Source organism: Limosilactobacillus viscerum (genome assembly GCF_947387525.1).
Taxonomy (GTDB): domain Bacteria; phylum Bacillota; class Bacilli; order Lactobacillales; family Lactobacillaceae; genus Limosilactobacillus; species Limosilactobacillus viscerum.
Window position 1 is genome coordinate 1 of sequence record NZ_CANDNW010000009.1, and the last position, 18,846, is coordinate 18,846.

Annotated in this window: 16 protein-coding genes and 1 other RNA gene; 2 read left to right on the forward strand and 15 right to left on the reverse strand. The window is 48.7% G+C overall.

The features are described from left to right. Positions 1 to 175: 175 nt before the first annotated feature. From QOS07_RS03970 to QOS07_RS04030, 13 genes are all read right to left on the reverse strand, one after another. Positions 176 to 1,318: a PrsW family intramembrane metalloprotease gene (locus QOS07_RS03970; RefSeq protein ID WP_283587715.1), complete on the reverse strand. Its 1,143-nt coding sequence runs from the start codon at positions 1,316 to 1,318 to the stop codon at positions 176 to 178. Between the two features lies 1 nt (position 1,319). Beyond that, on the reverse strand, positions 1,320 to 2,171 hold the full coding sequence (locus QOS07_RS03975) for a zinc ribbon domain-containing protein (RefSeq protein ID WP_283587716.1): 852 nt from the start codon (positions 2,169 to 2,171) through the stop codon (positions 1,320 to 1,322). Positions 2,172 to 2,434: 263 nt separating this feature from the next. Beyond that, entirely contained in the window at positions 2,435 to 3,568 is a 1,134-nt protein-coding gene (locus QOS07_RS03980) for a THUMP domain-containing class I SAM-dependent RNA methyltransferase (RefSeq protein ID WP_283587717.1), read from the reverse strand. 65 nt (positions 3,569 to 3,633) lie between these two features. After that, positions 3,634 to 4,452, reverse strand: coding sequence for an aldo/keto reductase (locus QOS07_RS03985; RefSeq protein ID WP_283587718.1), 819 nt, complete (start codon positions 4,450 to 4,452; stop codon positions 3,634 to 3,636). Between the two features lie 27 nt (positions 4,453 to 4,479). Beyond that, positions 4,480 to 4,851, reverse strand: coding sequence for a hypothetical protein (locus tag QOS07_RS03990; protein WP_283587719.1), 372 nt, complete (start codon positions 4,849 to 4,851; stop codon positions 4,480 to 4,482). Positions 4,852 to 5,204: 353 nt separating this feature from the next. Then, positions 5,205 to 8,387, reverse strand: coding sequence for a carbamoyl-phosphate synthase large subunit (gene carB / locus QOS07_RS03995; protein ID WP_283587720.1), 3,183 nt, complete (start codon positions 8,385 to 8,387; stop codon positions 5,205 to 5,207). Beyond that, positions 8,380 to 9,468 (reverse strand): glutamine-hydrolyzing carbamoyl-phosphate synthase small subunit, encoded by a 1,089-nt coding sequence (gene carA / locus QOS07_RS04000; protein ID WP_283587756.1) that lies wholly within the window; start codon positions 9,466 to 9,468, stop codon positions 8,380 to 8,382. The genes carB and carA overlap by 8 nt, the downstream gene beginning before the upstream one ends. Positions 9,469 to 9,470: 2 nt before the next feature. Beyond that, positions 9,471 to 10,757 carry a dihydroorotase gene (locus tag QOS07_RS04005; RefSeq protein WP_283587721.1) on the reverse strand — a complete coding sequence of 429 codons (1,287 nt, stop codon included), beginning with the start codon at positions 10,755 to 10,757 and terminating at the stop codon, positions 9,471 to 9,473. Continuing rightward, positions 10,757 to 11,707 (reverse strand): aspartate carbamoyltransferase catalytic subunit, encoded by a 951-nt coding sequence (locus QOS07_RS04010; RefSeq protein ID WP_283587722.1) that lies wholly within the window; start codon positions 11,705 to 11,707, stop codon positions 10,757 to 10,759. Before QOS07_RS04010 ends, QOS07_RS04005 begins: the two co-directional genes overlap by 1 nt. Positions 11,708 to 11,825: 118 nt before the next feature. Beyond that, positions 11,826 to 12,356: a bifunctional pyr operon transcriptional regulator/uracil phosphoribosyltransferase PyrR gene (gene pyrR, locus QOS07_RS04015; protein ID WP_283587723.1), complete on the reverse strand. Its 531-nt coding sequence runs from the start codon at positions 12,354 to 12,356 to the stop codon at positions 11,826 to 11,828. Between the two features lie 256 nt (positions 12,357 to 12,612). After that, an RNA gene (gene rnpB / locus QOS07_RS04020) (RNase P RNA component class B) lies at positions 12,613 to 12,986 on the reverse strand. 31 nt (positions 12,987 to 13,017) lie between these two features. After that, on the reverse strand, positions 13,018 to 13,383 hold the full coding sequence (gpsB, locus tag QOS07_RS04025) for a cell division regulator GpsB (protein ID WP_283587724.1): 366 nt from the start codon (positions 13,381 to 13,383) through the stop codon (positions 13,018 to 13,020). A gap of 76 nt (positions 13,384 to 13,459) precedes the next feature. Next, the gene (locus QOS07_RS04030) at positions 13,460 to 14,044 is read right to left on the reverse strand and encodes a DUF1273 domain-containing protein (protein ID WP_283587725.1); all 585 of its coding nucleotides are present in this window, start codon (positions 14,042 to 14,044) and stop codon (positions 13,460 to 13,462) included. Between the two features lie 83 nt (positions 14,045 to 14,127). On the opposite strand from QOS07_RS04030, the gene recU reads away from it, so the two are divergent. Both recU and QOS07_RS04040 read left to right on the forward strand, forming a co-directional pair. Next, positions 14,128 to 14,766 carry a Holliday junction resolvase RecU gene (gene recU / locus QOS07_RS04035; RefSeq protein WP_283587726.1) on the forward strand — a complete coding sequence of 213 codons (639 nt, stop codon included), beginning with the start codon at positions 14,128 to 14,130 and terminating at the stop codon, positions 14,764 to 14,766. After that, on the forward strand, positions 14,753 to 17,023 hold the full coding sequence (locus QOS07_RS04040; protein ID WP_283587727.1) for a PBP1A family penicillin-binding protein: 2,271 nt from the start codon (positions 14,753 to 14,755) through the stop codon (positions 17,021 to 17,023). Before recU ends, QOS07_RS04040 begins: the two co-directional genes overlap by 14 nt. 231 nt (positions 17,024 to 17,254) lie before the next feature. Here the strand turns inward: QOS07_RS04040 and QOS07_RS04045 are convergent, their stop codons facing one another. Next, entirely contained in the window at positions 17,255 to 17,743 is a 489-nt protein-coding gene (locus QOS07_RS04045; protein WP_283587728.1) for an NUDIX domain-containing protein, read from the reverse strand. A gap of 178 nt (positions 17,744 to 17,921) precedes the next feature. Beyond that, positions 17,922 to 18,839 (reverse strand): DMT family transporter, encoded by a 918-nt coding sequence (locus tag QOS07_RS04050; RefSeq protein WP_283587729.1) that lies wholly within the window; start codon positions 18,837 to 18,839, stop codon positions 17,922 to 17,924. Between the last annotated feature and the right edge of the window lie 7 nt (positions 18,840 to 18,846).

Genomic DNA, 18,846 nt, shown 5'->3' on the forward strand with positions numbered 1-18,846 from the left:
CTGGCGCACACCAATCGAGATCTTCCTGCTTAATTTACGTCATTAAATTCGTTCAAGTTATTTCTTGCAATCTGCCACATTGATAAACATTATTCCTTGCGGCAGCTGAATTTCAAATCATTTAACAGAAAAAGGGATTACTACTATTCACAAGTAATCCCTTTTAACCGATAAGTTACTCAGTTTGTTTTTCTTTAGTCTTCATCTGCAATTCCTTCACTTCGCGGAGACCCGCATGGATTAGCACGAAGACAAACAACCAGGTGATGATGGCAAGCACGATGTTCTTCAAGTCAGTCGTAATAAACTCCCAATCCCATAGTGCGTGGATCAGAATAACTGAACCCAAGAACTTGAGAAAGGTCGCCTTGAAGAAGTCGCTACTGGTTAAATCAGCCGTTCCCTTTGCTAAGACTAAAGCGGCTGCCGAAATTGCACACCATTCTGTATGATCAGAAATGGAAAATAAAGTCCGAATCAGCACTTCCGGGATCGTACTAAGCTGACCCGTTTGATCATCAATCATGTACATAACATTCTCAAAAGCGGCAAATCCGGAACCAACCGCGGCACCGATTAACATTCCATTAAAGATCCGCTTAATGTTGAGCTTATAAATAAAGTAAGCCGCAACCAGCACCTTTGCCACTTCTTCCGATACCCCAGTAAGGAGGGCACCAACAAGATCAAGTTGGCCGTTATCACCCAGCAAGTTATCAAGAATCATCGTTGCAATTAGCGATAACACCCCACCGACCAGTGTGATCTTCATCACCTGATAGAAACTGATATTCTTATAAACGTTGGTTTCAAAGAAGAGGACCAGGGCGGAAACAGGCACCGCAATCGTGATCGTCGTGTCTAATGAAACCACAACTCCCATCCGCGGATTAAACTCGGACAGGACTCCCAGAAGCACTGCCACCAAGAAGATAAACAATAGAATCCGTGAGAACAACCACGGCTGAACCTGGTCGTTAACAACTTCATCAAGTGAAGGCGTTGTCTTTTCGGTTCCCACGGCAAAGATGTCCTCAGCTTCTTGCTCGGTGTGGTGCTTAAACACTTGACCAAAGAAGCCCTTCAGACTAACCTTCACGGCACCCTTACCACCGGTCCATTCATTAATTTTCGAGGTGGTGCTATCAATCACACTCTTGCGTTTACGCTGTGGCTCTTCCGCATTAGAAGCGGCACTCGTTGAAGTACCATCCAAATGGGTTAATGGGTGTCCACAATGGGTGCAGAACTTAGCGCTCGCACTATTCTTAGCACCGCATTGCGTACAAAAAACGAAATCTTGCTTTTCTTCTGCCATCTTACAAGCTCCCTAACATGAGGCCGATACCGCCACCGAGAAGACCAGCACCGATCTTTTCAGTGGTGTCTGCTTCTTTGGCTTCTTCTTCAGCTTGTTCCTGCTTCTCTTCGTATTCTTCACGAAGTTGCTGACCAGCAGAAGACGTTTGGAACCGCTTGACTTCCTTGTTATCGTCGTACTCCCATAAGACGCCAACTTTACCACTTTGTCCATCCTTGGTGCAAATAGCAACCTTCCACTTACCAGCCAAACGACTAGATAGGTCATGTGCAAGTCCAGAAAGTTGATTTTCAACGTTAATCCGCCGAGTATCAAATTCATTCTTTTGCATTGCTTGGACGTATTGCCGTTCCTGGCTGTCACTAGCAATCAGGATCACCGTGTGCTTTCCGGTGTCAATTGACTGGTGGTAACCCTGCGCACTGGAAAAGTTGTTGGCGTTGATCGCAGACTCGATCGTGTGTGGCACGTAAACCTGCCGGTAACCAATAAAGATTACGATTAGGATGATAATTGCAGTCACAATCCACCGGGTCTGCTTGAACTTCTTCAACTTACCAAGTGTTTGCTTGGTCACCTTTTCACCCTTAACGTCATGGACCGGCTTGTTGTCAATGTCACTTGCGTTCGTGGCAGTGGCTGTCTTTGCGGCAGCCGGTGCAGCAGACTTGGCAGGTTCGGCTGTCTGCTGTTCTTTCTTCTTTACTGTGGACGCTTGCTTAGGTGCTTCCCTTGGTGCTTCGCTTGCTGCTGGCCGTTCTTCAGCCGATTTCAAGTTAGCACCACAGTTAGGACAAAAGGCCGCTTCTTCCGGCACCTTTGTCCCACAGTTTGGACAAAACTTATTCATCAAATTCTCCCCCTAATAATAAAATTAACAGATTAAAATTATAAAGCTAGTTATATGATTAGTCAAAGTCAATTATTTGTTTTATAAGTATTGGTGGAGAATTGTGTTAATTAATCCAACACTTCTTAGTGCAGGATCCATAGAATATTCAGTACCCTTAGCACCGTTAAAACAAACAGCTAAGCGATAAACAAGTGTTCGCTTTACGTCCCATGCAAAAAGGCCTTGCACCGAATTAACGATTGAAGCAAGGCCTATTTATTTTATCTCTTTTTCTTGCCCCAAAACTGGAACAAATCTGTCCGCAAGGCCCCGTTATACAGCTTCCGCCGCTTAGTAGCCTTTTTGCCGTAATACTTTTCAAATTCTAGGTCCGCGGTCAGAATGTACTTACTCCAGGTCGTCATCGGCCGGTAGAGTTCACCCATTTGGCGGTACAATTCATGGACGGCTTCGTGGTCACTCAACCGTTCCCCGTACGGTGGATTGGCAACAATGACCCCGTTGATCTTATCCGTGTGCCAGTCCTTCAGCGCTAACTGTTTAAAAGTAATGTCATGAGTCAACCCTGCAGCCCGGCAGTTTTCCTGGGCAATTTCAACCATATTCTGGTCAATATCATACCCGTGAATATCCAATTCCACGTCATAATCGGCCTTTGCGTCAGCCTCATCCCGCACTTCATCGGACAGGCCATCCGGCGTCAAGTTCGTCCACTGCTCACAGGCAAACGCCCGGTTGGTCCCCGGCGCAATATTATGCCCCATCAGCGCCGCTTCAATCGGAATGGTTCCTGAACCACAAACTGGGTCAACAAACGGATTGTCCGTAAACCAGTGGGCCAGCATCACCAGTGCCGCCGCCATGTTTTCCTTCAGCGGTGCACCACCCTTATTCTTCCGGTAGCCCCGCTTAAACAGGCTTTCCCCCGTCGTATCCAGGGTCAACATCACATGGTCCTTATTAATCGCCACATCCAGCGGGTACAATGCACCGGTTTCTGGGAGCCGCGTCCGCCGGTGGTACACCCGACTCAGCCGTTGGACAATTGCCTTCTTCACAATTGCCTGCACGCTCGGCACATTATGCAGCTGCGAATGGTGACTGCGTCCTTCCACCGGAAATTCAGCGTCAACCGGCAGTAGGTCTTCCCATGGCAAGTCAGCCGTTTGTTCAAACAAGTCGTCAAACGTCCGGGCCTCAAACTCACCAACGATCACCTTCACCCGGTCCGCCGTCCGTAGCCACAAGTTAGTCGTTAAAATGTCCTTCATATCCCCAGTATACCGAACCCGGCCGTTTTCAACCTTCGTCTCGTAGCCAAGGTCCCGCAACTCACGACCAACCAAGGCTTCAATTCCGGCCGCTGCCGTCGCCATTAACTGATATTTTTGCAAAGTAGCAACTCCTCTTCGTCAAATCTTCTTTAACCATTCTACCTGATTACCGGCAAATGACAAAGTTAATATTGGTCTTCTTGCATTGTTGCCGGCCAACCATCAATTGCCCTCTTCTGGTCAAGCCCTTCCAAGGCCCGCAAGTCGTCCTGGTCAATCGTAAAACCAAAGATGTCCAAATTTTCAGCCATGTGCTTACGGTTCAACGTCTTTGGGATCACCACGATATTTTCTTGGTTCATAAACCGCAGAGTCAGTTGGGCAGGAGTAACGTGGTAACGTGCCGCCATCTTAACCAAAACTGGATTATCCAAGAAGCCCGGTTGCCCTTCGCCAAGTGGTGCGTAGGATTCGTGAACCATCCCTCGACTAGTCAGGTAAGCATGCATCCGTTTCTGCTGCCACATCAAGTGGGTTTCAATCTGATCAATTGCTGGTTCAACTGTAGCCCCGTCAATGATTTCCTGCACCTGGTCAGCATTGAAATTACTCAGGCCAATTGCCCGGACTTTACCATCGTGGTAAGCATCTTCTAGGGCCCGGTAAGTTTCCGCGTCATTCCCGGTCGGCCAGTGGATGATCACCAAGTCAAAGTAATCGTGGTTAAAGCGGCGCAATGACTCATCCAAGCCTTGCTTAGTCTCAGCATAGCCACTGGTCTGTACCTTGGTCGTTACAAAGACTTGGTCTCGCAGCAGGCCGCTTTCGGTCAAGGCCTCCCCGACCTCGGCTTCGTTGCCGTAGTACTGGGCAGTGTCGATCAACCGGTAACCCGTCCGCAGCGCTTGCAGGACGTTTTCGGTAGTCTGTGCCGGCGCCGTTTGGTAGGTCCCATAGCCAACTGCTGGCATTACAATTCCATTATTCAACTTAACTGTTTTCATCCTAAAATACCTCCACAGCTAATTATACTACTCCCAGTATTCTTCGTACTTCCGCGATGCCGCCGTGCTGGCATCAGCTTTTGTCGATGCTGGTTCTTTAACCGGTACAGGCTGCTCATCCGGTGTCTCTCTTACTTGTTGGTAAGTTAACTTTCCATCTTGAAAATCAACGGTCGTTACCTTGCCGGAGAAGAACCATTCCTTAGCAAAGTCAACGTAAAAGGTGACCCCTTGGTGTTCATCAGTGGCCACCGCATAAGATGGTGCTGCTTTCCGGTAGTTTAAACTAATTTGACCATCAGCACCTTTTTGGGCATAAATTGCGACCATGTCACCCGCCTGTAGTTGGGCCTGCTTAACCAGCCAGTCTGCTGCCCGTTTTGTTACAATTAACTTCATCTACCCACATCCTTTTTGTCGATACTATCACCTTATCCATAAATAAATGGATAATCAAGAAATTAGCTGGTATATTAAAATTGTAATCAAAAAGGGCAGGCGTTGCACCGCCCACCCTTTTTGCTGTTGCCTAATATTAGGATTGCTTTTTACTAAGCGTTAGCCGTTTGGTTAACGCTTATTTTGTCAAAGGAATCGTGAAATAAATTTTATATAGATCAAAAGTAAACAACGCGGTACACAAATGAGGTCCAGAGCTCGTCAATATTGACGAACTCTGGACCTCTATTTGTGCTCGCAGGGGCTCAAAAACGAAGTCGCAAACGACTTCTGTTTCGCTCCCTTTCTTCCTATTATAAAGCGGTTGTCGAGAACGAACGATTCTCAAGTGCCCGTAGTAATGCACCAACCGTGTCGAGGGCGGTTAGCAGCGGTACGTTATGTTCAATCGCGGTCTGCCGAATGATGAAGCCATCCGAGTTCTTGGCGTAATCGTGACCCATCGTGTTGATTACCAGGTCAACCTTATTATCCTTAATTACCCGGAGAATATTGTGTTCACCGTCTTCTTCACCAATCTTACCCACCGTTTCAACGTGGAGACCGTTCTCCTTCAAGAAGTCCGCTGTCCCCTTAGTCGCCAACAAACGCCAGCCAATTAATGCAAAGCGCTTGGCCAGTGGCAGGATTGTCTGCTTATCATTATCCTCAATCGTCAACAGGACACTCCCGTTATCCGGCAGCTGCATCTTGGCACCAGCAAAGGCCTTGTAGAGTGCCTTGGCAAAGGTCTGGTCAGAGCCCATTACTTCACCGGTTGACTTCATTTCTGGTCCCAGGTAGGAGTCAACATCATCCAGCTTGTTGAAACTGAAGACTGGTGCCTTAACATGAATCGTCTTGCTTTCTGGGTATAAACCATCTTTGTAGCCCTGTTCGGCAAGGCTCTTGCCCAGGATTACCCGGGTAGCCACCTGGGCCATCTCGATCCCCGTAATCTTAGACAGGAATGGTACCGTCCGGCTAGCCCGTGGGTTAACTTCAAGAACATAAGCTTCGTGGTCGTGAATGATGAACTGGATGTTCATGATCCCCTGGCACTTCAAAGCAATTGCCAGCTTCTTCGTTGCAGACACGATCTGGTGCTTGATGTCATCATCAAAGCTTTGTGGTGGGTAGACCGCCATTGAGTCACCAGAGTGGACCCCGGCGTGCTCAATGTGTTCCATGATCCCCGGCAAGAGAACGTCGGTACCATCACAGATGGCGTCAACTTCACATTCGCGTCCTTCCAGATAAGCATCAATCAAGATTGGGTGGTCAGCGGCCACGTCCGCATTTTCCTTCAGGTATTCACGCAATTCGCCTTCGTTGTAGACAATTTCCATTGCCTTACCACCGAGAACGTAGCTTGGCCGAACCAGCACTGGGTAGCCAATCTTTTCCGCCGCATCAATTACCCCCTGGTGTGTTGTGGCAGTGAGGCCAACTGGTTGCTTCAATTCAAGCTTCTTGATAATTTCATCGAAAATCCGCCGGTCTTCCGCAGCATCCAGGTCCTTGACACTGGTCCCAAGGATTTGAACCCCGTTCTTTGCCAGTCCCGCAGCCAGATTAATGGCGGTTTGCCCACCAAACTGGACAATGACCCCCATTGGTTGTTCGAGGTCAATTACGTTCATGACGTCTTCCAGCGTCAGCGGTTCAAAGTAGAGTTTATCGGAAACGGAGAAGTCAGTTGAGACTGTTTCGGGGTTAGAGTTCATTACGATTGCTTCATAACCCATTGACTGCAAAGCCTTAACACAGTGGACGGTCGCGTAGTCAAATTCAACCCCCTGGCCGATTCGGATTGGGCCGGACCCAATAACCAGGACTGACTCCTTACCAGTTCGCTGACTCTCGTTTTCCCGGTCGTAGGTACTGTAGAAGTATGGTGTTGAAGAATCAAATTCAGCCGCACAAGTATCAACCATCTTGTAGACCGGCAGGATGCCTTCCTGCTTACGAAGTGCCCGCACCTTTTCCGGCGTGGTCTTCCAAAGCTTAGCAATCGTTGGGTCACTGAAACCGTACTTCTTTGCGGTCCGCAGGGTGGCAACGTCTTCAGGATGGTCTTCAATTTGCTTTTCAAGTTCGATCAGGTGGTGGACAACATCGAGGAAGTAGTCGTTGATCTTGGTTAATTCGTGAACATCCTCAATTGTATAGCCCCGGCGGAAGGCCTCAGCAACGTAGAAGAGGCGGTCGTCTTCGGCGTGGACCAGCTTGTCTTCCAGCTGGATATCAGTTGCCTGGTGGGCCGGTGCCGAGAAGAGGTCCTTTTGGTCAATTTCCAGTGACCGAACGGCCTTTTGCAGGGCTTCTTCAGCAGTCCGCCCAATGGCCATGACTTCACCGGTGGCCTTCATCTGACTGCCCAGGCGGCGGTCGGCACGGGTGAACTTATCAAATGGCCAGCGTGGAATCTTGCAGACAACGTAGTCGAGGGCTGGTTCAAACTCAGCATATGTGGTCCCGGTAACCGGGTTCTTGATCTCATCTAGGTTCAGGCCAACCGCAATCTTAGCAGCCATCTTGGCAATTGGGTAACCAGTTGCCTTAGAAGCCAGTGCGGAAGAACGGGAGACCCGGGGGTTAACTTCGATGACATCATAATGGTATGAATTTGGATCGAGGGCTAATTGAACATTGCATCCCCCTTCAATCTTCAGCGCCCGGATTAACTTCAGGGCACAGTCACGGAGCATTTGGTATTCACGGTCCGACAGCGTTTGGCTCGGTGCAAAGACAATTGAATCCCCGGTGTGGATCCCAACTGGGTCGAAGTTTTCCATGCAGCAGACTACCATGGCGTTGTCACTGGCATCCCGCATTACTTCAAATTCGATTTCCTTGTAACCGGCAATTGACTTTTCAATCAAGCACTGGGTTGCTGGGGAGAGGTCCAGACCGTTAGCGGCGATGGCCTTCAATTCTTCATCATTGTGGCACATCCCACCACCGGTACCACCCATGGTAAAGGCTGGCCGGACAATTACGGGATAACCAATTTTGTGCGCAAAATCAAGCGCCCCATCGACGGTTTCAACCGTTTGGGAGGCTGGCACTGGTTCGCCCAGCCGTTGCATCAGTTCCTTGAACTTTTCCCGGTCTTCGGCCTCATCAATTGAGTCCAGCTTGGTCCCTAATAATTGGATGTGCAATTCATCAAGCAGCCCGGTCTTGGAAAGGGCTACGGCCAGGTTTAGGCCGATCTGTCCACCTAAAGTTGGCAGAATTGCATCAGGGTATTCCTTCCGGATAATCCGGGAAACCGATTCGACCGTCAGTGGTTCAATATATACGTGGTCAGCAATTTCATTATCAGTCATGATGGTGGCTGGGTTGGAGTTCACCAGTACGGTCTCGTACCCTTCTTCACGCAGGGCTAAGCAGGCCTGCGTTCCTGAATAATCAAATTCAGCCGCTTGACCAATGATGATTGGCCCTGACCCAATCACTAAAATCTTATGAATATCCGTGCGTTTAGGCATTGGTCCGTTCACTCCTTTGTTGGTCTACCATGCTAATAAAGTCATCAAATAAGCTGTCCGCATCGTGGGGACCCGGTGCTGCATCCGGGTGGAACTGGACGGAGAAGGCTGGGTATTGCTTGTGGCGCAGTCCTTCCACCGTCCCATCATTTACTTCCTCGTGGGTAACCAGCAGCTTGGTGGAGTCAATCGACTGTGGATCAACTGCGTAACCGTGGTTTTGCGAGGTAAAGTCAATTTCACCAGTGGCAATGTTGCGGACCGGGTGGTTAAAGCCCCGGTGGCCAAACTTCATCTTGTAGGTCTTAGCACCGTTAGCCAGGGCAAAGACTTGGTGCCCCATGCAGATGCCAAATAGCGGCAAGTGCTTTTCGACCTCGGCTACCATCGCAGCAGCCCCTTCCATTTCTTCAGGGTCACCAGGGCCGTTACTCAGCAGGATTCCGTCTGCCTTGAGGTTGAGGACCTGTTGTGCCGTGGCCGTGTATGGCAGGACGATGACGTTGCATTCCCGTTCCGCTAACTCCCGAAGGATGCTGTGCTTGATTCCAAAGTCAATTACCACGATGTTCCGCTTCGTACCAGGGTTCGGGTATGGTGATTTGGTTGAAACCTGGCTGATAATGTTGGCCGTCGGGTGTGACGCCTTAATCTTCTTGAGCAGGTCAGCCAATTCATCGACGTTGTCAACGATGGCACCGCGGAGGGTTCCGTGCTGACGAAGCTTGCGGACCAATTCACGGGTATCAATTCCCTGGATCCCAGGAATTTCCCGCTGATCAAGGAAGTTTGGCAAGGTGTCCTGCATCCGCCAGTTACTTGGACGGCGGGCAACTTGGTGGCAAATCACTCCCTTAATCTGTGGTTCCAGGGATTCATAGTCATCCAGGTTAACCCCGTAGTTACCGATCAGGGGGTTGGTAAATACCAGGATCTGGTTGGCATAGGATTGGTCAGTAATGGCTTCTTGGTAACCGGTCATCCCCGTGGTAAATACCACTTCGCCGAGGGTGGAACGATCAGCGCCAAATGCTTCACCAGCATAAACACTGCCGTCTTCTAATACTAGGTAGCGTTCCATCATTAATCTTCCTTTCGTTCGTATACAACGTGGCCATCAACCAGGGTCATCACGGTTTCCCCATAGACGTGGTCGCCAGTGAATGGGTTGTTAATCCCCTTTGATTGGTAGTCCTCTTCCTTAATTTCAAATTCGTGGTCCAGGTCAAAAATGGCGATATCAGCGGGCTTGCCTGGTTCAAGGTGCCCTGCTTCCGTCAAGCCAAAAAGGTCGGCTGGTTTAGCGGTCATCAAGTCAAGGAGCCGCGTCAAGCTGATGATCCCGGTTTTAACGAGCTTGGTGTAGAGCTCACAGAAGGCCGTTTCGCTCCCTGTAATCCCGTTGGCGGACTTAGTAAAGTCGCTTGGCTTATCGCTAACCGTGTGAGGTGCGTGGTCGGTGGCAATCATGTCCACCGTTCCATCAGTCAAGCCCGCAACCAGTGCTTCGCGGTCAGCTTCACTCCGTAGCGGCGGGTTCATCTTGTAATTGCTGTTGCCAGCAGGAATATCCTTGTCGGCCAGGAGCAGGTGGTGAGGTGATGCTTCACAGGTCACGTTAACCCCTTGTTGCTTGGCAAAGCGCACCATTGCCAGACTTTCCTTCGTTGAAATGTGGCAAACGTGGTAGTGGACACCGGTGGCATTGGCCAAAACTAGGTCCCGCGCAACCTGAGCAGATTCAGAAACGCTTGGTGCGCCTGGGACGCCGAGTTCACGGGAGCGCTCACCCTCGTTCATTACCCCACCGAAGAGCAATGAATTATCCTCAACGTGGGCGGCCAGCGGCAGGCCCGCCTTAGCAGCGCCTTCCATGGCCTTGTACATTGTGCCGGCAGTTTGAACACCAGAGCCATCGTTGCTGACGGCAAAAGCGCCCGCCTTCTTAACGCCTTCAAAGTCTACCAGTTGGTCCCCGGTACGACCAGTCGTGATCGTTGCGTACTGGGCGATGTGGACACAGCCTTCTTCCTTATTCCGCTTAACCATGTGGGCCACGCGTTCCGGCGTATCTGGCGTTGGGTTAACATTTGGCATGGCGCCGACAGTTGTAAAGCCACCGTGAGCAGCGGCGGCAGCACCGGTCTTAATCGTTTCCTTTTGCGTTTGACCTGGGTCGCGGTAGTGGACGTGGACGTCAACTAAGCCTGGGCTAACCAGCTTGCCACTGGCATTGATTACCTTGCCAACTTCATCTGCCATGTCAGCCAGGTTGCCAATTGCCTGGATCTGATCATCATCAATTAATACATCTGCTTTGATCAATTGACCGTTTGTGTAGACGGTCCCGTTTTGGATTAAAGTTTTCATTATTCAAGACCTCCTAGGTGACGACCGCGAACAACTGCTTCCAACATTGCCATCCGCATGAAGACCCCGTTTTGCATTTGCTTAAAGAAAGCACACTTTGGTGATTCAACCAGGTCACCAGCAAGTTCGACGTCGTGGTTAATCGGACCTGGGTGCATGATAATGCAGTCATCCTTCAGGCGGTTGTAACGGTCATGGTTAATCCCGTATTCTTCATGGTACTTAGCGGCATCAAACTTTGATTCGTTAGCATCGCCTTCGTGACGTTCATGTTGTACCCGGAGGAGCATCATTACATCTACGTTATCAACCAGCTCATCAACCGGCATAAACTTGCCATACTTGTCAAAAGCGTGGTCGTACCAGTATTCAGGACCGGAGAAGTAAACTTCAGCACCCAGCCGGGTTAAAATTTCCATGTTGGACCGGGCAACCCGTGAGTTGGTAATGTCACCGACAATAGCAACTTTCAAGCCCTTGAAGTGGCCAAAGTGTTCATGAATGGTCATCATATCCAGTAAACTTTGGGATGGGTGTTGACCACTTCCGTCACCAGCGTTGACAATACCAAGGTTCAGGTGTTGTTCGTCACCATGGTTGATTAGTGGTTCGTAGTAGGCATTCTCGCTGGCCCGGATAACTGACAAGTTGACGCCCAGTGCATTCATTACCAGGCAGGTGTCATAGAGCGTTTCACCCTTGGTCATTGAAGAGTGTGCCGCGTCAAATGGAATTTCAGTCAGGCCTAATTTCTTTTCCGCCATGGCGAAACTGGTATGGGTCCGGGTTGAGTTTTCAAAGAACATGTTGGTAACATAGACCGGTTGCTTCAGTTCAGGGGTTGCACCACCGTTCTTAAAGTATTCGGCCCGGTCAATCAGGGCGTTGATCTGGTCAACGGGCAGTTTTTCGACACTGACAAAATGCGACAACTTTACAAATTCAGTCATGTTTTTTCTCCTTTTAATAAAAAAGCCTGGGGCAAAAGTTTGCTCCGGGCAGTCTGGTCCCCGCCTCTTGACGGGTAATAAACCATCCTGCCCTCTCTGGAGCGAGATTAATGGTTACTTATTTAATTAATTCAACGTTATCTTCATCATCGACCTCGGTCATGTTGACCTTGATCTTTTCCTGGCTGGCCGTTGGGACATTCTTTCCCACGAAGTCCGGCCGAATTGGCATCTCACGGTGGCCACGGTCAATTAGAACCGCTACACTAATGCTTTGCGGCCGTCCCTGGTCCATCAAGGCATCCATTGCCGCGCGAACCGTCCGGCCAGTGAAGAAGACATCGTCGATCAGCACGATCCGCTGGTCATCAATATCAACTGGCAGTTGGCCGGCAACCTTACTCTCGGTCGCTGTTTGGTCATCCTGAAGGTCATCACGGTAACCCGTAATATCAAGTCCAAATACTGGAACCGTTGCGCCTTCCAGTTTAGCCATCTGGCTGGCAATCCGACGGGCGATAAACTCACCGCGGGTCTTAATCCCGACCAGAATTAGGTTTTCAGTTCCCTTATTCTGTTCGATGATTTCGTAGGTGATCCGGGTGAGTGCCCGCTTCATTGCCATCCCATCGATAATTTGTTTATTCACAGTTACACCTCTTTTGGTATTGCGTCAACCTCATGTCCCAAAAGAAAAGCCCCTAGACTCATCCGTGTAGTCTAGGGGCTCTGGTATCCAGTATGGTCTACTGGTACTATCATTATTCCGCACCTTACTAGCCTCACGGGACTAACTTAAAGGACATTGATTGTCTATAAAGATACCAGCTTAATTTAAAATGTCAAGGACTGATCGAAAATTTAAAAATAAAAAAGCCCGGCGAACCGGGCACCTGTTTGCAAGCATCTGTAGGCCATGTTTTGTCGTAGTCTAACCACCAGGCAATGGCTAAACCGAGGTAATCATCTATCTCAGAGTAAAAACTCTCCCCTGGAATCGCTTCAATTTGCTATCCAAAGCTCCCCTACCGTAGTTTGGGTTTACCGCTTGAGGGGTTTACCGCGTTCCACCAAGATGGTTTCCCATCCTGTATCGTCACTGTGGCACTTTTCAGGAATACTCGGGCATAGTAAAACCGTAGCCGTTTTTTCCGCCGTCACCGGACTAGCCGGTGCCCCGCCTTATTTTTTCAGCGAGCACAAACACTACAGGCATCGCAGCCTGTGCGAGCATGGACCTTCCTAACACAACAAAAGCTGTGCTCAATTACCCAAAGCTTGCAAAATACTATTCTATTTGATAACGCGCACTAAAGCAAGTGTGAATCGTTGTTATTTTCGCCTTCACCAATTTGGGAGCCAAAAACCCGCCGTTCCAGGTTGGATAACCGCTTCAGGATATCCATGTTAGTGGCGTTGGAAACTGGTTGGTTTTCAGCAGGACGAGATGGCATTGATGCACCGACTTCTACTTGGCGGTTGAGCTCATCAACCTTAGCCCGCAGACGTTCGTTCTCATCGTTCAGGCGGTCTACTTCCTTATTGTAGGCATCGTAGTCTTTAATAACATTGTCGAGAAATTCATCAACATCGGCCATGTCATAACCCTTACCAATGCTCTTTTCCTTGAATTGCTTATGCAGGATATCCTGCGGCGTGTAATTAATGTTATCCAACCTTGAACACCTCAATCGTTTAGTTTGCGTAATACATAATAATTTTAACAAACTTATTGTTGAATGCAAGGCTTAATTAAAAATCACTCTCCGCCCGCTTCCGTTCACGTTCTTGCTCACTCCACTCGATTGCCGCTTCCTGGAGTTCATCAAAGTCGATCAAGTCGAGCGGATAATTCGTCCGTTCACCATATTCCTTCGCCAGGCGGTAATCATACTTTGGCTTGCCAGGATGGTCCGGGTCGTACACCATTAGCATCCGGTCAGTATGGGTAACCATAAACTGCTGGTACAGACGTAGTTGTTCCGGTGATTCATATGGCTTGGCTGTGACCTCCTTAGAAAAATTCACCTGCTGCCGCAATTCTGCTAGCTTCCGCTGGTTGTCAGCGTTCCACTTTTCAGCAAAGTCAGCAAATGGCAGCATGATCGCCACTTTCAGCTGGCGGTACTCCTTTCGTAAATCAACCGCGACCTGGGCGGCCCACTGTTCGGTGCCCAGCTGCGGACCGGTGATAACCCAAAATTCATCATTGTCTTCATCCAGGAGGTTCTTCATTCGTTGCCTTAAGACATTTTTAATCACTGTTACTTTTGGATCATCGTCCTTAAAGGTGTTAATTTCATAGCTCCGGTAGCCCGTCACCCATAAACGCCGCATAATTTTGCCTCCGTAACCGTTCTGTATCAATCATTTTAAAAAAATTCTGGTATAATATATTGCTAGTTAGGAGAGTGAGCACATTGACTATTCACTATCCCAATGGTCAGCATCCCCAACAATCATATCACGCTCACCGTGATTTACCGACACCCCACCAGTCAATTTATGCTAAGCGGGGCATGTCGTTGGAAGATGAAATTAACCACAGTAACCAGTACTACCTTAGTCGGCACATCGCAGTTATTCATAAGAAGCCGACCCCGATCCAGTTAGTCAAGATTGACTACCCAAAGCGGAGCGCGGCAGTTATTCGGGAGGCTTATTTCAGACGTCCCTCAACCACCGACTACAATGGTATCTACAATGGTTACTACATTGACTTTGATGCTAAGGAGACCCGCAACAAGCGGTCCTTCCCATTGAAGAACTTCCATGAACACCAAATCAAGCACATGCGTGAATGTGTCCGTCAGGGGGGAATTTGCTTCGCCTTTATTAAATTTACGGAATTAGACCTTGTTTATCTGTTACCGGCAAGCATTCTTTTCCACTATTGGGATGAGCAGGCCACTGGTGGTCGCAAATCAATTCTGCTAACCGATATCCAACAGGTAGGGTTTAAAATTGATTATCAATTGAACCCTCGCCTACCATATCTTCAAGCAGTTGATCAAATTATTGCTGCTAAGAAAAAAGGAGTTTATCATGTCAAACAATGATCAACCGACCCGCAGTTCCCGTCAACAACAAGATGAAGAGTTTGACGAAGAACAAAGCGGTGGCGGTTTAGCTAAGAAGATAATTCTCGCCATTGCTGGTGTGATTGTCTTACTAATCGTGGCTGGTGCCGCCCTATTCTTCTACTACGCGTCAAGTGCGCCTAAAATTAGCCAAAGCGAGTTGGCTAGTCAAAACGGTACAACCATCTACGATAATCAAAACCGAGTCATTTCACGACTTGGTCTACAAAAGCGTGAATATGCAAAGGATAGTCAGGTTCCTGACACCTTGAAGCACGCCGTTGTTTCAATCGAAGACCGGCGTTTCTACAAGCACCACGGGGTTGACCCAATCCGGATCATGGGTGCGGCAACCGCCAACATCTTTGGCCACTCGGACGGGATGCAAGGTGGTAGTACCCTAACCCAACAGCTAGTTAAGCTGTCCGTCTTCTCAACCGCTGCTTCTGACCGGACGTTCAAGCGGAAGGCACAAGAAGCATGGTTGGCGATCAACGTCGAACGGCACTTTAGCAAGAACCAAATTTTGGACTTCTACATTAATAAGGTTTACATGGGTAACGGGGTTTACGGTATGCAAACGGCCGCCCAGTACTATTATGGGAAGAACCTCAACCAGTTGAGCTTGTCGCAACTGGCCCTCTTAGCCGGGATGCCACAATCACCGACCTACTACAATCCATTGACGACTAACACCCAGGCTGCCACTACCCGGCGAAACGAAGTGTTAAATGCGATGGTCCGGAGCAAGTACATCACCCAGGCACAGGCTGATAATGCCGCTAAGGATAGCATCACCGCTGACCTGGACCCCGACCACGGTAACACCTCTAATGGTGACGTAAACGTCAATGAAAAGGTGATTGACCCATACGTTAAGGAAGTACTTGCTGACCTTCAAGAAAAGGGCTACAACCCGTACAACGATGGTTTGCAGGTTCACACCAACATTGACCTGGATGCCCAAAAACACCTTTACAATGCTGCTAACAACACCGTTTCGTTCCAGAGTGATACCATGCAAACTGGGGTGGCAGTCACCGACCCACACAATGGTCAAGTGGTTGCCATGCTTGGTGGCCGGAAGCTAGGTAAGACGGTTTATGGTTTGAACCGGGCTGTTCAGACAAACCGCTCTTCTGGTTCGACCGCTAAGCCACTGATGGATTACGGTCCAGCAATCGAATATTTACAATGGCCAACCTTCAAGTCCGTTCAAGATACCAAGTTCTACTACCCTGGTACCAACATCGCCCTTCATGATTTCGATAACCGTTACAAGGGGACGATGACAATGCGGGCCGCCCTCGTTCAATCACGGAACGTTCCGGCCATTCGGACATTGCAAGAAGTTGGAATCAAGCGGGCAACGACCTTCCTGAAAGGCTTAGGAATTTCGCAAAAGAAGCCATACACCCTGCAAAGCGGGATTGCCCTTTACATCTCACCTTTGCAGGTTGCTTCTGCTTATGCCGCCTTTGCTAACGGTGGTACCTACTACAAGCCTTACTACATTTCTTCGATTACGACGCAGGATGGTAACGTCAAGCGGTACAGTGCTGATGGTCACCGGGCAATGAACAAGGCAACGGCCTACATGATGACCGATATGCTAAAAGGTGTCTTCACTGACTCCCAGGGTTCGGGTACGGCAGCCCGGATTGACGGTGTAAATCAGGCCGGGAAGACTGGTACTACTAACTATCCAGGTGACAGCGGTAAATCCGGTGTCATGGATTCCTGGATGGCTGGTTACACCAAGAACTATTCGATCGCGGTTTGGACTGGTTATGACCACCCAATGGCTGCTAGTCCGATTTCAGATACGTACACTGAATCTGCACAACAATTGTACAAGGATGAAATGGAATATCTTGATAGTCAAAACCATGCTTCCAACTGGAAGATGCCAGATACGGTTGAAGCCGTACGGGTAAATGGTAAGCGGCAATTAGTCATCAAGGATTCAAAGTGGGCACTGCAGTATGCTGCTATTGATGATGATAACGATGACGATGACAGTTCATCAAGCAGTTCAAGCAGCTCATCATTGCGTGATTCCATTACCAGTTCCGAAACCGTCTTTGGAAACGACCGGAATAATGGTAATAATGATAGCCGGAACCAGAATTCTACTGATACTAGTAATGCAAACAGTTCTTCTGACTCTGGTGCCACCAATAACGGCAACAATGCACCTGGTCCTACTAATATAATGGGCAAGAGTAATAACTAGTTCATAAAACAAAGAGAGCTGTGACACAACCTCGGTTAGGGCCTATATAACTAGCATGGGACGATCGTTAGCACGGAGCGGGCTAGCGATTGTCCGTAGCTAGACACTAAGGCCCTGGGTTGTGGCACGCGATATCTCTGTAATATTCGGAACTAAACAAAGGGACTGTGGCAAAACCGAGTTTTGTCACAGCCCCTTTTATTTACTAGCAGGTGACAGATCACCCTTCACTTAAAGATGCTCTTTTTGAAACCATTCTTCCACAAAGGACTTTGCTAGAGAATTAGGCATTATTTTATCTAGCACTTCATCAACCGGTACCCAGGAGTACTGATCGATTTCGTTATTCGGGTCTAGCTTATCACTGGCGGCAATGACAACATAATTGTGAATCAAAACGTCATGAGCCGCAAAGTAAGCATTATCGTTGTAGTGGAATTCTGCAATCTTTAATTTGGTTTCCTCTTCCATCTCGCGCTTCAACGCCTGCTTAGCATTTTCACCAGGGTTAATATAACCGGATAGCAAGATGTAAGATGGGTTGCCATACTGTTTTAGCAGTAAAATCTTGTCCTTTTGCGGGTTAAAGATTATCGCGGAAATTGCACTTGAGAATTTGATAAAACGGAACTGCTGACACTGGGGGCAATACGGAACCAGCCCATCAATTCCGTTTTTCTTCATTATCAATTTGGTACCGCATTCACTACAATATTTCATCGTTTTTCCCTTCTTTTGGCTGCCAATAGTAACGGATACACTTTAATTATAAAACGTTTAATTACGAAATAGAATGCTAAAACCGCTGCCGATAGCTGAAGAAAATTATTTATTTAGGACACAAAAAAGTGGACTACCAGTAAAATCTGATAATCCACTTTTTTTAATATTACTACTATTAAATCTTTATTCGGCGCCGTCCGTCTTGCAGGAGGTAGATGGCTAGCAGCACAAGGATAATCCCCGTGATTTCCACCCAGTTCATGAAGAGGTGGAAGAAGATCACACTGAGGATCGACGTCACAATTGGCTGCAAGGCATCCATGATGCTGACCACATCTGAGGGTGCAAAGTTCGATGCATGCAGCAGCAAGCCAAACGGTAAAATCGTCCCAAAGAGGATGACCGTACCAACAGACAGCACAAGTGTTGTTGAGATATGCGGCGGGTTAACCCACATGGGCCGGTAGAGGTTGAAGAGGACCCCAGCAATCATGGTCCCCCATCCCAGGACAACTAGTGGCGGGTTCTTTGCCGCTGCCCGCCGTGGCAAGACAATGTAGAAAGCGGCGGTAATCCCAGAGCCCAGGCCCCACAAGAGTGAAGTTACCGGCAAGGCTAGTGAGTGAAGGTCCCCACGGGTAATACAGAGGACCACCCCAACCAGTGCCAGGACAAAGGCAATGATATCAGAACGCAATGGCCGTTGCCGAAGGAAGATGACGTTTCCCATCACGATAAATAGTGGGGACAAATACTGGAGAATCGTTGCTGCAGAAGCATTCCCCGTTTGAACCGCGTAGTAGAAAGTTAATAAGTTCAGCATCAAACCAAAGATGGCATAGGTAACTACCGAAATCGCGGTGTCCTTACTCTTGAAAACATCAAAGGTGCGGCGTCCATACAAGATAAAGCTGATTACCAGCAAGATTACCCCCGTGATCAGTGTCCGGGTTGATAACATCCAGGTTGCCGGGATAGCAAGGTTCTGCGAGATCAGCTGGAGGGTTGTCCCGGAGATCCCCCACATTACTGAGGCCAGGGCCGCCCAACCAATTCCCTTTAGTACACGGCGGGATACATTCCCATTATCCATTCTTAAT

Excerpts from the sequence above, each read along its gene's own strand:
- QOS07_RS03970 (WP_283587715.1), bottom strand. The coding sequence starts at position 1,318 with ATGGCAGAAGAAAAGCAAGATTTCGTTTTTTGTACGCAATGCGGTGCT.
- QOS07_RS03975 (WP_283587716.1), bottom strand. The coding sequence starts at position 2,171 with ATGAATAAGTTTTGTCCAAACTGTGGGACAAAGGTGCCGGAAGAAGCG.
- QOS07_RS03985 (WP_283587718.1), bottom strand. The coding sequence starts at position 4,452 with ATGAAAACAGTTAAGTTGAATAATGGAATTGTAATGCCAGCAGTTGGC.
- QOS07_RS03990 (WP_283587719.1), bottom strand. The coding sequence starts at position 4,851 with ATGAAGTTAATTGTAACAAAACGGGCAGCAGACTGGCTGGTTAAGCAG.
- carB (WP_283587720.1), bottom strand. The coding sequence starts at position 8,387 with ATGCCTAAACGCACGGATATTCATAAGATTTTAGTGATTGGGTCAGGG.
- carA (WP_283587756.1), bottom strand. The coding sequence starts at position 9,468 with ATGGAACGCTACCTAGTATTAGAAGACGGCAGTGTTTATGCTGGTGAA.
- QOS07_RS04005 (WP_283587721.1), bottom strand. The coding sequence starts at position 10,757 with ATGAAAACTTTAATCCAAAACGGGACCGTCTACACAAACGGTCAATTG.
- QOS07_RS04010 (WP_283587722.1), bottom strand. The coding sequence starts at position 11,707 with ATGACTGAATTTGTAAAGTTGTCGCATTTTGTCAGTGTCGAAAAACTG.
- QOS07_RS04030 (WP_283587725.1), bottom strand. The coding sequence starts at position 14,044 with ATGCGGCGTTTATGGGTGACGGGCTACCGGAGCTATGAAATTAACACC.
- QOS07_RS04040 (WP_283587727.1), top strand. The coding sequence starts at position 14,753 with ATGTCAAACAATGATCAACCGACCCGCAGTTCCCGTCAACAACAAGAT.
- QOS07_RS04045 (WP_283587728.1), bottom strand. The coding sequence starts at position 17,743 with ATGAAATATTGTAGTGAATGCGGTACCAAATTGATAATGAAGAAAAAC.
- QOS07_RS04050 (WP_283587729.1), bottom strand. The coding sequence starts at position 18,839 with ATGGATAATGGGAATGTATCCCGCCGTGTACTAAAGGGAATTGGTTGG.